This window comes from Citreimonas sp., assembly GCF_042096055.1.
Lineage (GTDB): Bacteria > Pseudomonadota > Alphaproteobacteria > Rhodobacterales > Rhodobacteraceae > Citreimonas.
Map to the genome: position 1 here is coordinate 1 of NZ_JBELMH010000049.1, position 13,328 is coordinate 13,328.

At 68.9% G+C, this 13,328-nt stretch carries 16 protein-coding genes; 4 read left to right on the forward strand and 12 right to left on the reverse strand.

Annotated features, from left to right (window positions below; all coding sequences use genetic code 11):
* The coding region (locus ACFDTC_RS11700; protein WP_375259057.1) for a c-type cytochrome at nucleotides 1–221 on the forward strand (221 nt) is incomplete at its 5' end.
* Between the two features lie 70 nt (nucleotides 222–291).
* Here the strand turns inward: ACFDTC_RS11700 and grxC are convergent.
* Together grxC and ACFDTC_RS11710 are read right to left on the reverse strand one after the other, a co-directional pair.
* Nucleotides 292–549 (reverse strand): glutaredoxin 3, encoded by a 258-nt coding sequence (gene grxC / locus ACFDTC_RS11705; RefSeq protein ID WP_375259058.1) that lies wholly within the window; start codon nucleotides 547–549, stop codon nucleotides 292–294.
* A 32-nt stretch (nucleotides 550–581) separates the two neighbouring features.
* Nucleotides 582–1,310, reverse strand: coding sequence for a ComF family protein (locus ACFDTC_RS11710; RefSeq protein WP_375259059.1), 729 nt, complete (start codon nucleotides 1,308–1,310; stop codon nucleotides 582–584).
* A gap of 14 nt (nucleotides 1,311–1,324) precedes the next feature.
* On the opposite strand from ACFDTC_RS11710, the gene ACFDTC_RS11715 reads away from it, so the two are divergent.
* Together ACFDTC_RS11715 and hemH are read left to right on the forward strand one after the other, a co-directional pair.
* Complete coding sequence (locus ACFDTC_RS11715) at nucleotides 1,325–2,146, forward strand: methyltransferase domain-containing protein (RefSeq protein ID WP_375259060.1); 822 nt, start codon at nucleotides 1,325–1,327, stop codon at nucleotides 2,144–2,146.
* A 70-nt stretch (nucleotides 2,147–2,216) separates the two neighbouring features.
* On the forward strand, nucleotides 2,217–3,281 hold the full coding sequence (gene hemH / locus ACFDTC_RS11720) for a ferrochelatase (protein ID WP_375259061.1): 1,065 nt from the start codon (nucleotides 2,217–2,219) through the stop codon (nucleotides 3,279–3,281).
* Nucleotides 3,282–3,350: 69 nt separating this feature from the next.
* Here the strand turns inward: hemH and ACFDTC_RS11725 are convergent, their stop codons facing one another.
* Complete coding sequence (locus ACFDTC_RS11725; RefSeq protein ID WP_375259062.1) at nucleotides 3,351–3,554, reverse strand: ferrochelatase; 204 nt, start codon at nucleotides 3,552–3,554, stop codon at nucleotides 3,351–3,353.
* Nucleotides 3,555–3,691: 137 nt separating this feature from the next.
* Nucleotides 3,692–4,282 (reverse strand): L,D-transpeptidase, encoded by a 591-nt coding sequence (locus ACFDTC_RS11730; protein WP_375259063.1) that lies wholly within the window; start codon nucleotides 4,280–4,282, stop codon nucleotides 3,692–3,694.
* A gap of 235 nt (nucleotides 4,283–4,517) precedes the next feature.
* Between ACFDTC_RS11730 and ACFDTC_RS11735 the strand changes: the two genes are divergently transcribed.
* Nucleotides 4,518–4,997, forward strand: coding sequence for a CAP domain-containing protein (locus ACFDTC_RS11735; protein ID WP_375259064.1), 480 nt, complete (start codon nucleotides 4,518–4,520; stop codon nucleotides 4,995–4,997).
* 42 nt (nucleotides 4,998–5,039) lie between these two features.
* Here ACFDTC_RS11735 and ACFDTC_RS11740 read toward each other — a convergent pair whose 3' ends face one another.
* The 8 genes from ACFDTC_RS11740 to ACFDTC_RS11775 form a co-directional block, all read right to left on the reverse strand.
* Nucleotides 5,040–5,537 (reverse strand): murein L,D-transpeptidase family protein, encoded by a 498-nt coding sequence (locus ACFDTC_RS11740; RefSeq protein WP_375259065.1) that lies wholly within the window; start codon nucleotides 5,535–5,537, stop codon nucleotides 5,040–5,042.
* Nucleotides 5,538–5,630: 93 nt separating this feature from the next.
* Nucleotides 5,631–6,416, reverse strand: coding sequence for an ion transporter (locus ACFDTC_RS11745; protein WP_375259066.1), 786 nt, complete (start codon nucleotides 6,414–6,416; stop codon nucleotides 5,631–5,633).
* A gap of 3 nt (nucleotides 6,417–6,419) precedes the next feature.
* The gene (locus ACFDTC_RS11750; protein ID WP_375259067.1) at nucleotides 6,420–7,637 is read right to left on the reverse strand and encodes a class I SAM-dependent RNA methyltransferase; all 1,218 of its coding nucleotides are present in this window, start codon (nucleotides 7,635–7,637) and stop codon (nucleotides 6,420–6,422) included.
* Between the two features lie 66 nt (nucleotides 7,638–7,703).
* Nucleotides 7,704–9,551, reverse strand: coding sequence for an ABC transporter ATP-binding protein (locus tag ACFDTC_RS11755; RefSeq protein WP_375259068.1), 1,848 nt, complete (start codon nucleotides 9,549–9,551; stop codon nucleotides 7,704–7,706).
* Entirely contained in the window at nucleotides 9,548–11,392 is a 1,845-nt protein-coding gene (locus ACFDTC_RS11760; protein WP_375259069.1) for an ABC transporter ATP-binding protein, read from the reverse strand. The genes ACFDTC_RS11755 and ACFDTC_RS11760 overlap by 4 nt, the downstream gene beginning before the upstream one ends.
* Nucleotides 11,393–11,445: 53 nt before the next feature.
* Complete coding sequence (locus ACFDTC_RS11765; protein WP_375259070.1) at nucleotides 11,446–12,594, reverse strand: CCA tRNA nucleotidyltransferase; 1,149 nt, start codon at nucleotides 12,592–12,594, stop codon at nucleotides 11,446–11,448.
* The gene (locus tag ACFDTC_RS11770; protein ID WP_375259071.1) at nucleotides 12,591–13,193 is read right to left on the reverse strand and encodes a CoA pyrophosphatase; all 603 of its coding nucleotides are present in this window, start codon (nucleotides 13,191–13,193) and stop codon (nucleotides 12,591–12,593) included. The genes ACFDTC_RS11765 and ACFDTC_RS11770 overlap by 4 nt, the downstream gene beginning before the upstream one ends.
* Nucleotides 13,180–13,328, reverse strand: a 149-nt coding sequence (locus ACFDTC_RS11775) for an Hsp33 family molecular chaperone HslO (protein WP_375259085.1), incomplete at its 5' end; no start/stop codon positions are given. The genes ACFDTC_RS11775 and ACFDTC_RS11770, both read right to left, overlap by 14 nt.

Sequence of the window (13,328 nt, forward strand, 5' to 3'; positions counted from 1 at the left end):
TGGTGAACATCGTCGGCCGCGACATCGCGTCGGTCGAGGGGTTCAACTACTCGAACGCGCTGCAGAACGTCGAGGCCGAGCAATGGACTCCGCAGGAGCTGGACGCCTGGCTGACCAACCCGCGCGAATACGCGCCGGGCACGACGATGAGCTACCAGGGTCTGCGCGATGCCGAGGACCGGGCCAACCTGCTGACCTATCTCTACGAGCTGCAGCAGTAACCGGGACCTGTATCCGGCTTTCGGACCGAACGGGCGGCCACAAGCCGCCCGTTTTCGTGCGGGCCGTCGCTCAGCCGGCCAGCAGCGGGTCGAGCTTGCCGGCGCGGTCCAGCGCGTAAAGCTCGTCGCAGCCGCCCACGTGGGTCTCGCCCACGAAGATCTGCGGCACGGTGCGGGCGCCGCCGGCGCGCTTGATCATCTCGGGCTTGCGGTCGGGATCGGCGAGCACGTCGATCTCGGTGAACGCGACGTTCTTGGATTTCAGCAGCCGCTTGGCCGCGTGACAGAACCCGCACAGGGGCGAGCTGTAGACGACGACATCCTGCATTGTTCTCTCCTGCGTGTGTGGCTGCCCCTCATCTAGGCATCCTTGCCGACGCGTGCCAGCACCGTGACGCAGACGCGGCTTGCGCCGGCGGCCAGGCAGGCCTCGGCCGCGGCGCCCAGCGTGGCGCCCGAGGTCATCACGTCGTCGACGATCAACACCGGGCGTCCGGCGATCCGGTCGGCGCGGCGCGGGTTCACGGCGATCCGCCCCGCCAGCAGGGCAAAGCGTTCCTCTTTCGACTTGCCGTCGAGCGAGGGCGTCGCCTGCGCCCGCACCAGCGCGTCGGCGCACCAGTCGAGGCCCAGATGCCCGGCCAGCGCCTGGCCCAGCAGCGCCGACTGGTTGTAGCGCCGCTTGAGCATCCGGCGCAGGTGCAGCGGCACCGGCACGGCGATCATGCCCTCGGTCACGACAGGCCGGGTCTGGCGCGCCATCCATTCGGCCGCCGGGCGCGCGATGTCGTGGCGGTCGCCGTGCTTCAGCGCAAGAACCAGCCGCCGCGCCGTGTCGCGGTAGACCAGCGCGGCGCGGCCCTGCTCCCACGGGCGGGGCACGGAAAGGCAGTCGTCGCACAGCTCGGCCCGGTCCGAGTCGCCGGGCAGCGGCAGGCCGCAGGCGTCGCAGGTCAGACCCGCGACGAAGGGCGTGTCGCGCCAGCAGGCGCCGCACAGGCCGAAATCGGTCTCGACCATCTCGCCGCAGGACAGGCAGCGCGGCGGGTAGACCGCGCGCAGAAGCGTTTGCAGGACCGCGCGCGCCACCCTATGTGCCCCTCATGTCCGATACGCTCCGCCTGACCGACCGGACCGCGCTGCTGCGCCACCGTGACCGCGCCGCGCGCGATCCCGCGCTGTTCCTGCACGAGGCCGTGCGCGACGAGGCGCAGGATCGCCTGCAGATGGTAAACAGGTCCTTTACGGACGCGGCGATCGTCACGCCGTTTCCGCAGGTCTGGGACGGCTTCGCGCCCGGCGCGCGGATCGTGCCCGACGCGCCGGTGCTGGATCTGGTCGAGGGCGCGCACGACCTGGTCATCCACGCGATGGCGCTGCACTGGGCCGACGACCCGGTTGGCCAGCTGATCCAGTGCCGCCGCGCGCTGCGGCCCGACGGGCTGCTGCTGGCCTTCACGCCGGGCGGGCGCACGCTGACAGAACTGCGCGCCGCCTTGGGCCAGGCCGAGGTCGAGGTGACCGGCGGCCTCAGCCCCCGCGTGGCGCCGATGGCCGAGATCCGCGACCTGGGCGCGCTGCTGCAGCGCACCGGGCTGGCGCTGCCGGTGGCGGACGCCTGGACGCTGACCGTCGAGTACGGCAGCGCCCTGAACCTGATGCGCGACCTGCGCGCGATGGGCGAGACCAACGCGCTGGACGGCCGTCTGCGCCGCTTCACGCGCCGGTCGGTGCTGCTGCGCGCGGCCGAGCTGTATGCCCAAGGCTTCGCCACGCCGCAGGGCCGCGTGCCCGCGACGTTCGAGATCATCGCGCTGACCGGCTGGGCGCCGGACGCGTCGCAGCCGCAGCCCCTGCGCCCCGGATCGGCCGCCGCCCGGCTGGCCGACGCGCTGAACACCCACGAGACGCCGCTCGGGGATTGACCGTGGGCGATTGACGCAGGCCACCGGGGCGATAGGTATGGCCGAAACGCGACAAGCCGGGAAGAACAAGATGCTGGACGCAACCAGGCAGGCCACGCGCCCCGCCCACGCCCCCTCCGATCACCCCAAGATCCCCGGGTCGAAGATCGGCATTTTGCTGGCGAACCTCGGGACTCCGGACAATTACGACTACTGGTCGATGCGGCGCTACCTGAACGAGTTCCTGTCGGACCGGCGCGTGATCGACTATTCGCCGTGGCTGTGGCAGCCGCTGCTGCAGCTGGTGATCCTGACCAAGCGGCCGTTTTCCAGCGGCGAGGCGTACAAGTCGATCTGGAACGAGGACAAGGGCGAAAGCCCGCTGATGACGATCACCAAGGACCAGACCGCCAAGATCCGCGACCAGATGGAAGCGCAGTACGGTGACCGGGTGATGGTCGATTTCTGCATGCGCTACGGCAACCCGTCGACGAAATCCAAGGTCCGGGCGATGGTCGAGGCCGGGTGCCGGCAGATCCTGTTCTTCCCGCTCTACCCGCATTACGCGGGCGCGACCTCGGCCACCGCGAACGACGAGTTCTTCCGCGCCTTGATGGCCGAGAAGTGGCAGCCGACGGTGCGCACGGTGGATCCGTACTTCCAGCATCCGCTGTATATCGAGGCGCTGGCCCAGTCGATCGAGCGCGCCTATGCGGATCTTGAGAAGCGGCCCGACATCCTGGTTTGCTCGTATCACGGCGTGCCCAAGCGCTACCTGCTCGAGGGCGATCCGTATCATTGCCAGTGCCAGAAGACGACGCGTCTGCTGAAGGAACGGCTGGGCTGGGACGACACCGAGATCACCACGACCTTCCAGAGCCGCTTCGGCCCCGAGGAATGGCTGAAGCCCTACACCGTCGAGGAAGTGGCGCGGCTTGCCGAGGAGGACGGCAAGAAGAACATCGCCGTCTGCGCGCCGGCCTTTTCAGCCGACTGCATCGAGACGCTGGAAGAGATCAACGAGGAGATCAAGGAAAGCTTCGAGGAGGCGGGCGGCCAGCATTTCACCTACATCCCGTGCCTCAACGACGACGACGCGCACATCAAGGCGCTGTCGGCGGTGATCGACGAGAACCTGCGCGGCTGGGTCGACTGAGACCCTGCCCCGCGCAACAAAAAAGGCGGTGCCGCGGCACCGCCTTTTTCGTGTTCGTGGATGCGCGTGTCAGTTCGAGGCGGCAGCCGCGACGATCGCGATGAACAGCAGCGGGATGACCACGCCGGCGGCCGAGGACGACTGCTGCGTCTCCTCGACGACGACGACAGGCTCCATCTCCATGACCACTTCACCCTTGGCCATGTGCGCCTCGGCGGAAGCCGAGGTTGCGGCGGCGGCGGAGAGAAGCGCGGCGAGTGCGAGTTTCTTCATGATATCCTCCAGTCATTCGCCCGTTGCTTGCGCGATCCAGCACTTGCGCGAGGCATCAAGATCAAGTCGTGACCTTGAATATGCAGCAAAATCCCCGCAAGGCAATTATAGCGCCCTTACGCGCCGCGCCGCCGTCGTCAAATAAGCAACACCTGCGTGCCGACCTCGGCCATCTCGTACAGCTCCTCGATGTGCTCGTTGTAGAGCCCGATGCACCCGTTCGACGACCGGCGGCCGATCTTGCGCGTGTCGTGCGTGCCGTGGATGCGGTAATACTGCCAGCTGAGGTGCAGCGCGCGGGTGCCCAGCGGGTTGTCCGGGCCCGGCGGCACGTAGTCCGGCCATTCGGGGTTGCGCTCTTTCATCGACGGCGTCGGGCGCCAGTCGGGCTGAGGATCCTTCAGCGTCACGCGGGTGCGGCCGCGGCGCGTCAGATCCTCGGTCAGCGGCACCGAGGACGGATACAGGTGGTAACGGCCGCTTTCTTCCCAGTAATGCAGCGCGCGCGAGTCGATGTCGACAAGGATCGCGCCTTGGTCGAGGTTGCTGAAATACGGCTGCCAGTCGAGCGTGCGGAACGACGACACGTTGCGCCGGACGATATCCGACACCTCGCGTTCGATTTCGGTCGTGCCCTGGCTTTGCGCGAAGGCGGGGGTCGTCACCAGAGCCGCGCTGCCTGCGATGAAGGCGCGCCGATTGAATCCGGGTCCGGCTTTTCTGGTCATTATTCGATTCCTTTGCCGCGAAAGTGTTGACATCAGATATGGCGCCCACGCCGCAGTCGCAAATCAAACCCGCGTGCGTCGGCCAGAAGGGGCCGATGTGGGGTTTGAAGCCCCGCGCCGCGCGGTCTAAGGTGCAGCGATCTGCATCGTAGCCGGAAAGACAATGCCCATGACGACGCGCCGTTCCCTACTTTTTATTCTTGCCGGCTTCGCCCTTTCGGCCTGCGCCGCGCCCATGACGACCCAGCCGCCCGAGCTGGGTCCGGACGGCCGCCCGCTGCCGCGGGTCTACCGGCCCGGCAACGAGGCGACGGTACAGTACCGGATGCTTGATTCGGTTAACGCGCTGCGGGCGTCGTCCGGCGCCCAGCCGCTGGAGCTGAACGCCCAGCTGAACGCCGCCGCCGCCACCCATGCGCGCGACATGGCGGTGCAGAACCGCCCGTGGCACTTCGGCTCGGACGGCTCGTCGCCGATCGACCGGGTGCGCCGCGTCGGCTATTCCGGCCGCCTCGTGGGCGAGGCGATCTCGGAAACTTACGAAAGCGAGCTCGAGACGCTGGCGGCGTGGATGGAGCAGCCCAACGTGCGCGACGTGATCCTCGACCCGTCGGCGCGCGAGATGGGCTTTGCCTGGCACCAGGAAAACAGCGGCAAGCTGTGGTGGGACATGGTGCTGGGCGCGCCCGGCCAGTCCCCCGTTCCCGGCATGTAAACCGAAGCGGGCCCGCGCGCAGCGGGCCCGACCCGACGCCGGTCAGGGCATGATCAGGATCGGCGTCCCGTCGTTCACCATCGCGTAGATCTCGCGCATCTCGCGGTCGGTCACGGCGATGCAGCCGGCCGTCCAGTCGCGCGCGCCGGGCTTGCGCCCGTCGTTCGGCATGCCGTGGATGAAGATGTCGCCGCCCGGCGACAGGCCCATCGACGCCGCGCGCGCCACGTCCTCGGTCCGGGGATAGTCGATTCCGATCGACAGGTAGAAGCGCGAATTCGGGTTGCGCCGGTCGATCGTGTACTCGCCCTCGGGGGTGCGGCCGTCGCCCTCGAACAGCTTGTGCCCGTCCGGCGCGAAGCCCAGCCCCACGTCGTAGGATTTCAGCACCTTCTGATGGTGCAGCAGGTACATGCGCCGGTCGCTCTTGTCGACGAGGACGCGCGTCACCTCGGGGCCGTTATATGTCTTGAATTTGGATCCGCATGCCGACAGCGCCATCGCGGCCGCCAGCAGCAGCATCAGTCCCAACGTTCTCATGTGTCTGTCCCGCTCGGTCTTTGCCTGTTTCGATTTGCCTGGTTTTCGTATTTTTTTCGTAAACCATACCGAAAATAGCGGGCATGCGATAGCTTATGTTTTAGGCGGGGATGCGTCCGAAAGCCGCTTCTCGATCGCTTCCAGGCGGCGCAGGACCTCGTCGCGGTAGGCGTCGGTGGCGACGCCCTCTTCCTTCTGGTGGGCGTCCTGCATCGAATTCACGATGAGACCGACCAGCAGGTTCACCACGGCGAAGGTGGTCACCATGATGAACGGCACGAAGAACGCCCAGGCGTAGGGATAGACCTCCATCACCGGGCGGACGATGCCCATCGACCACGATTCCAGCGTCATGATCTGGAACAGCGAATAGGCCGACTGGCCCAGGTCGCCGAACCACTGCGGAAAGCTGTTGCCGAACAGTTTCGTCGCCATCACGGCCCCGATGTAGAAGATCAGCGCCATCAGCAGGAAGACGCTGCCCATGCCCGGCAGCGCGGTCACGAATCCCTCGACCACGCGGCGCAGGCGGGGCGCGACCGAGATCACGCGCAGCACCCGCAGGATGCGCAGGGCCCGCAGAACGCTCAGCCCCTGCCCCGCCGGCACCAGCGCGATGCCGACGATGACGAAGTCGAACACGTTCCAGCCGTCGCGGAAGAAACGCCAGCCATAGGCGATCAGCTTGAGCGCGATCTCGAGCGTGAATATCGCGAGGCAGATGCGATCGACGGCGATGATCAGCGGGCCGGCGGCCGCCATCGTGTTCTCGGACGTCTCGAGGCCCAGCGCGACGGCGTTCACCAGGATCACGGCGATGATGCCGTTGCGCACGATGCCGCGTTGCAGGAAGGCGGCCAGGCGGTCGCGAAAGCCCATGGATCAGGTCTCCAGCACGAGGGTTGCGGCCAGTTCGACATGCGTGGACCAGCGGAACTGGTCGATCACGCGCACCGGCCCGAGCGTGTAGCCGGCGGCGATCAGCGCGGCGGTGTCGCGCGCGAAGGTGACCGGGTTACACGACAGGTGGGCGACGCGCGGCACGCGGGCGCGGGCGATCTGGGCGATCTGCGCCTCGGCGCCGGCGCGGGGCGGGTCGATGACGACCGCGTCGAAGCGCTGCAGCTCGTCCGGCAGAAGCGGATTGCGAAACAGGTCTCGCGTCTGGGTCGTGACCTTGCGCAGCCCGGGCGCGTGGCGCCAGCCGCGGTCGAGCGCCTCAAGCATCGCGACGTCGGATTCGCAGGCGGAGACCTCGGCGCTTTCGGCCAGCGGCAGGGTGAAGGTGCCGCAGCCGGCGAACAGGTCGGCCACGCGCGCGGCATCGCCCACGGCGGCGCGGACCGCGTCCAGCAGCGCGACCTCGCCTTCCGCCGTCGCCTGCAGGAAGGCGCCCGGCGGCGGGCTGACCTGCGCGCGGCCGAAGCGTTGCAGCGGCGGGCGGCGGGTCAGCGTCTCGCCCTCCCAGGACAGGCGGGCGAGGTCGTGGGCTTGCGCGAGTTCGGCGAAGTCCGCCGGCCCGGGCGCCGTGCCGCCGCGCACCGCGATGTCGAGCCCGCCGTCGCTGTCGGTGACCATGACCGAGATCTCGGCCTTGCGCGAGGCGCCGGCGACGGCCAGCGCCTGCACCACCGGCAGCGCGGCCGCCAGCACGGGGCGCACCACCAGGCAGTCGGGGTTCTCGACGATCACGTCGCTGCCCTTCTGGTGGAAACCCGCGGTGGCGTCCTTCTTCGTCCGGCGGGCGGAATAAGTCGCGCGGCGGCGCGATCGGGGTGGCGAGGTCTCCGTCGGGCGCACGTCGGTGTCGATGCCCTGCGCCGTCAGCGCGCGGATCACCACGTCGCGCTTCCAGTCGGCGGTGAAGTCGAGCGCGGCGTGCTGAAGCTGGCAACCGCCGCAACGCTTGGCGTGACGGCAAGGGGGCGACACGCGCTCGGGCACCGGGGTGACGATGCGCGGGGCGGCGAGCTGGCCGGCTTCGATGTCGCCCTCGACCACCTCTCCGGGCAGCGTGCCGGGGACGTAGACGGGCGCGTCGTCCACCGAGGCGATGCCGTCGCCCTGGTGGCCCAGCCGCTCTATCACGATCCTGTCCAAGCCGTCCCCGCCGCGTTGATCCGCCCGTCGCCTACCGTGCGGCGCGGGACCGTTCAAGCGGCGCGATCATTCGGCGGCGCGCATCTCGTCGTCGTCCGAGCCGATGAAGCCGCCGGACTGACGCTCCCAATAGCGCGCGTAGAGCCCGCCGCGCGCCAGCAGGTCGTCGTGGGTGCCTGTCTCGACGATGCGGCCGTCGTCCAGAACCACGATGCGGTCCATGCTCGACAGGGTCGACAGGCGGTGCGCGATGGCCAGCACGGTCTTGCCCTCCATCACGCGCTCCAGCGCCTCTTGGATGCTGGCCTCGACCTCGGAATCGAGCGCGCTGGTGGCTTCGTCCAGCACGAGGATCGGGGCGTCCTTGAGGATCGCACGGGCAAGCGCGATGCGCTGGCGCTGGCCGCCCGACAGCTTCACGCCGCGTTCGCCAAGGTAGGCGTCATAGCCCTTGCGGCCCATGTGGTCCTGCATGTCCTGGATGAAATCGTGCGCCTCGGCCCGGCGGGCGGCGTCGTAGACTTCCTCGTCGGTGGCGTCGGGCCGGCCGTAGCGGATGTTGTCCATCGCCGAGCGGTTGAACATCGCGGTTTCCTGCGTGACCATTCCGATGCGGTGGCGCAGGCTTTCCTGCGTGACGCGGCTGACGTCCTGACCGTCGATCTCGATCGCGCCATGCTCTGTGTCGTACATGCGCAGCAGCAGAGACACGAGCGTCGACTTGCCCGCGCCCGAGGCGCCCACGATGCCCAGCTTCTCGCCCGGCGCGATGATCAGGTCGATGTCCTGCACGCCGCCGCCTTCCTCGCGCCCGTAGCCGAAGGACACGTCGCGGAAGGCGATTTCGCCCGCCTCGACGGCGAGATCGCTCGCGTCCTTGGAATCGATCAGGCCGTGCGGCGGGGTGAGCGTGCGCATGCCGTCCTCGACCTCGCCCACGTTGGCGTAAAGCGCCATCAGCGTGAAGCTGACCCAGCCGGTCATCTGCGCCAGCCGCAGGCTGACCGCGCCGGTCGCTGCGATGTCGCCCGCGCTGACGAGACCAAGCGACCAGTACCACAGCGCGCCGCCGACCAGCAGGATCGGCAGAATGCCCGCCAGCGCCATCAGGCAGAAGCGGAAGCCGGCCGAGAGATACCCGAACTCGATCGTGCGGTCGCGAAGACCCCCCATCGCGCCCAACGCGGCACGGTCCTCGTGCGCGGCGTGGGCGAACAGCTTGACCGTCTTGATGTTGGTCACGGTGTCGACCACCTGCCCCGACACGTTCGCCCGGGCGGCGGCGCGCGCCTTCGACCGCTTGCGGATGCGGGGCATGAAGTAGCGGATCATCCACAGGTAGGCGGCCATCCAGACCACCAGCCCGCCGGCGATGCGCCAGTCGACCGTGCCCAGCATGAAGATCGCGCCCACGACCGAGGCGAGCGCGAAGAGCACGGTCTGCACCACCTCGACCACCGCGTCGGTCAGCGCGCGGGCGGTCTGCATCTCCTTCTGGGCGATGCGGCCGGCGAAATCGTCGTCGAAGAACGTGACCGACTGGCCCAGCGTGTAGCGGTGCAGCCGCGACAGCACGAGATTGAAGACGTTGGGCGCGATGGCGATCGACTGCATCGCGGCGTTGGCGCCCATCGTGACGGGCCGCACGATCAGGAAGAACAGCAGCGACAGGATCAGGATGCCGGATTGCTCGGCGAAGACGTTGCCGGCCTCGGATGCCAGCGCCGCGTCGACCACCACGCCCAGCATCAGCGCGGCCAGCACCTCGACCACGCCGGCGACGATGGACACGCCGCCGGCCAGCGCCAGCGGCTTTTCGGCGCCGCGCATCGCCCAGCGCAGGAAACGCGCCAGCGTGCGCGGCGGCGCACCGTCGGCATGGGAAAACGGGTCGATCCAGGTTTCGGGTCTCATTCGGCAGCCTGTGTATCGGGGTCGAGGAACCCGCCGCTCTGACGGGCCCAGAACCGGGCATATAGTCCGCCTTCGGCCAAAAGCGCGTCATGCGTGCCATCCTCGACGATACGGCCGTCGTCGAGCACTATGATCCGGTCCATCGCGGCGATGGTGGACAGGCGGTGGGCGATGGCGATGACGGTCTTGCCCTCCATCATGCCGTAGAGCGTGTCCTGGATCACCGCCTCGACCTCGGAATCGAGCGCGCTGGTCGCCTCGTCCAGCAGCAGGATCGGCGCGTCCTTGAGCATGGCGCGGGCGAGCGTCACGCGCTGGCGCTGGCCACCCGACAGCTTGATGCCGCGTTCGCCGACCTGCGCGTCGTAGCCGCGGTTGCCCTTCGGGTCGACGAGGTCGAGGATGAAGTCATGCGCCTGCGCCCGCTTCGCGGCCTCGATCATCTCGGCCTCGGATGCGTCGGGGCGGCCGTACAGCAGGTTTTCGCGGACGGATCGGTGCAGCAATGCGCTGTCCTGCTGGACCATGCCGATGGCGCCGCGCAGGGAGTCCTGCGTGACCTTCGAGATGTCCTGCCCGTCGATGGTGATCACGCCGCGTTCGGTGTCGTAGAAGCGCAGCAGCAGCTTGACCAGCGTGGACTTGCCCGCGCCCGACCGACCCACCAGGCCGACCTTCTCGCCCGGCGCGATGGTCAGGTCGACTCGGTCCAGCCCACCCGCGCCGCGGCCGTAATGGTGCGAGACACCCTCCAGCCGGATCTCGCCCCGGTCGAGCTTCAGCGGCCGCGCGTCCGGCGCGTCGACCAGCGTCACCGGCTGGGCGATCGTCTCCATCCCCTCGGCGACGACACCGAGCTGGCGGAAGAACGTGGTCAGCGCCCACATGATCCAGCCGGTCATCGCGTTCAGCCGCAGCGTCAGGGCCGAGGCCGCGGCGACGGCACCGGTGCTGGCCGCCCCCTGCATCCACAGCGCGATGGCCCAGCCGACGACACCGACGATCAGCAGCCCGTTCAGCACGGTCAGCGCCACGTCCATGATCGTGTAGATCCGCATCTCGGCGCCGAAGGTGCGGCGCGTCTTCTCGATCGCCTCCTTGGCGTAGTCGAGCTCGCGGTCGTGGTGGGCGAACATCTTGACCGAATGGATGTTGGTGTAGGCGTCGACCACGCGACCGGTGACCTCGGACCGGGCGTCGGACGCGGCCTTGGAGGCGGGACCGACGCGCTTGATCACCCAGACCATCAGCACCGCGTAGCCGATCAGCCAGGCGATCAGCGGCGCCATCAGGCGCGGATCGGCGCCGCCCAGCACGATCAGCGCGCCCAGCACGTAGGCCAGCGAGTAGGTGATCGCGTCGAACACCTGGAACACGGCCTCGCCCGCCGCCGGGGGCGTCTGCATGATGCGGTTGGCGATGCGGCCGGCAAAGTCGTTCTCGAACCAGCCCACGGATTGGCGCAGCACGTGGCGATGCGCCCGCCAGCGGATCAGCGTGCCGAAATTGGGCATGATCGCGTTGTTCAGCACCAGCACGTCGAGCGCCTGGAACGCCGGGCGGATCAGCACAACGAAGACGCCGAGCGCGATCAGTGCAAGGCCGTGATCAGCCCAAACCTGCGCCGGGTCGCCCGACAGGATGTCGACCACCCAGCCCATCGCCCAGATCAACCCCAGCTCGACCGCGGCGACGATGACACTGAGGATGCCGGCAACCACGAAAACGCCTTTGAACGGCCGCGCGTAGTCCAGCATGAACGGCCAGAGCCGCCGTGGCGGGCGGTCCGTTTCCGGGTAGTCGACATAGGGATCGACGAGGGATTCGAATCTCCGGAACACCGGGGTCTCCTTTTGCCGGCAAGCTAGCCCGGCGTCGCGCGCGACCCAACCGGTTACGACAGAAGGTCGTTCCGCGTCAGGGTGAAATCGGACGCGATCCAGCGCTTTTCCAAGGCGCGCAGCTTTTCGCCCAGCGCGGCACCTTCGTAGTCCGGCATCAGGTCGCGCGCGGTGACCGGAAAGGACGCGTTGGCGCCGCGGTCGATCTGCGCGGTCGCATCCGCCGGCAAGGGCTGCCCGAGCATGGCGGCGCGCAGCACGGCCACGTCGCGCGCGGTGGCCGCACCGTGGCGCCAGGCAAGCTCGGGCAGGCCTGTGGGCGCGCCGACGGAAGAGGCCAGCAGCGCGAGGCGCCGGGCATCGGCCTTGGCATGGCGCAGGTCCTCGGAGCCATCGCAGCCCAAGGTGGCCAGCCGGCGCAGCGAGTCGGGCGGCAGGTCCAGCGCGGCCTCGTGCGCCACCAGCGGACCCAGCGCGCGCGGGTCGGCGCCGGGCAGCACGCGGGCCAGAACGCCCACCTGCGCCATCACGGCCACCGCCGGGCCGGGATCGGGTGCGGCCATCAGCTTGCGCAACTCGGCGCCGACGCGTTCCCGCGACAACCGCTCCAGCCCGTCGAGGTGGCGCGCGATCCCGTCCAGCGCGTCGGCGTCAAAACCGTGGTCCGGATCGCCGTACCACGCGGAGAAGCGGAAGAAGCGCAGGATGCGCAGGTAATCCTCGGCTATGCGGTCGCCGGGCCGGCCGATGAACCGCACGCGCCGCGCCTGCAGGTCGGCCAGCCCGCCCAGCGGGTCGATCAGGTGCCCGTGCCGGTCGGCGTAGAGCGCGTTCATGGTGAAGTCGCGCCGCGCCGCGTCCTCGGCCACGTCGTCAGAAAAGCGCACCACCGCGTGGCGGCCGTCGGTCTCCATATCGGTGCGGAAGGTCGTGACCTCGAGCCCCTGACCGTCCACCACGACGGTTACGGTGCCGTGCTCGATGCCCGTCGGCACGGCCTTTAGGCCGGCGGCCCCAGCAAGCGCTGTGACACGGTCGGCATGTGCGTCGGTGGCGATGTCCACGTCGTCGACCGGCGCGCCCAGCAACGCGTTGCGCACGCATCCACCCACGGCATAGGCGGCGTGCCCGGCTTCGTCGAGCAGGGTCAGAACCGCCTGCGTGGCGGGCGCGTCGAGCCAGGCGCCGGTGACGCGGGTCACGGGTTCACCCGGTCGGCGAGCCCCCGCAGGATGCGCGCGGTGGCGCCCCATATATAATAGGGTCCGAACGGCACGGTGTAGTAGTGCCGCCGCGTGCCGCGCCAGCGCCGCGCCTGCCGGGTAAAGCGCGCGGGGTCGGTCACGTGATCGAAGGGCACGGTGAACACCTCGTCGACCTCGCCGGGTTCGGCCACCGGCGCGAACGGGCCGCGGATCAGGCCCACGACGGGCGTCATCAGGAAACCGGTCACCGTCTCGTGCGCGGGCAGCGGGCCCAGCACCTCGACCGCGTCGGGGGACAGACCGACCTCCTCGTGCGCCTCGCGCAGGGCGGCGGCGATGACGTCGGCGTCGGTCTCTTCCTGCTTGCCGCCGGGAAAGGCGATCTGGCCCGGATGATGCTTCAGCCGCGACGAGCGTTTGGTCAGCACCAGCGCCAGCGCATCGCCCTGCTCGACGAAGGCGACGAGCACCCCGGCCGGGCGCAGGGTGCGTCCGGCCGGCAAGGTGGCCTCGGGGTTGAGGTCGAAATCGGACGAGACGGGGTTCTCTGCCCCCGCCGCCGCCCGAAGCGCCGCGATCTGGTCAGCTTTCCCCATCGCCGGCCTCGAACCCCAGGGTCGCGGGGTCCAGATCGTAATGCGCGCCGCAGAACTGGCAGTCTGCGGTGACGCGGCCTTCCTCGGTGGTCATCTTCTCGATGTCCTTGGCCGAGTAGATCGACAGGCTCTGGC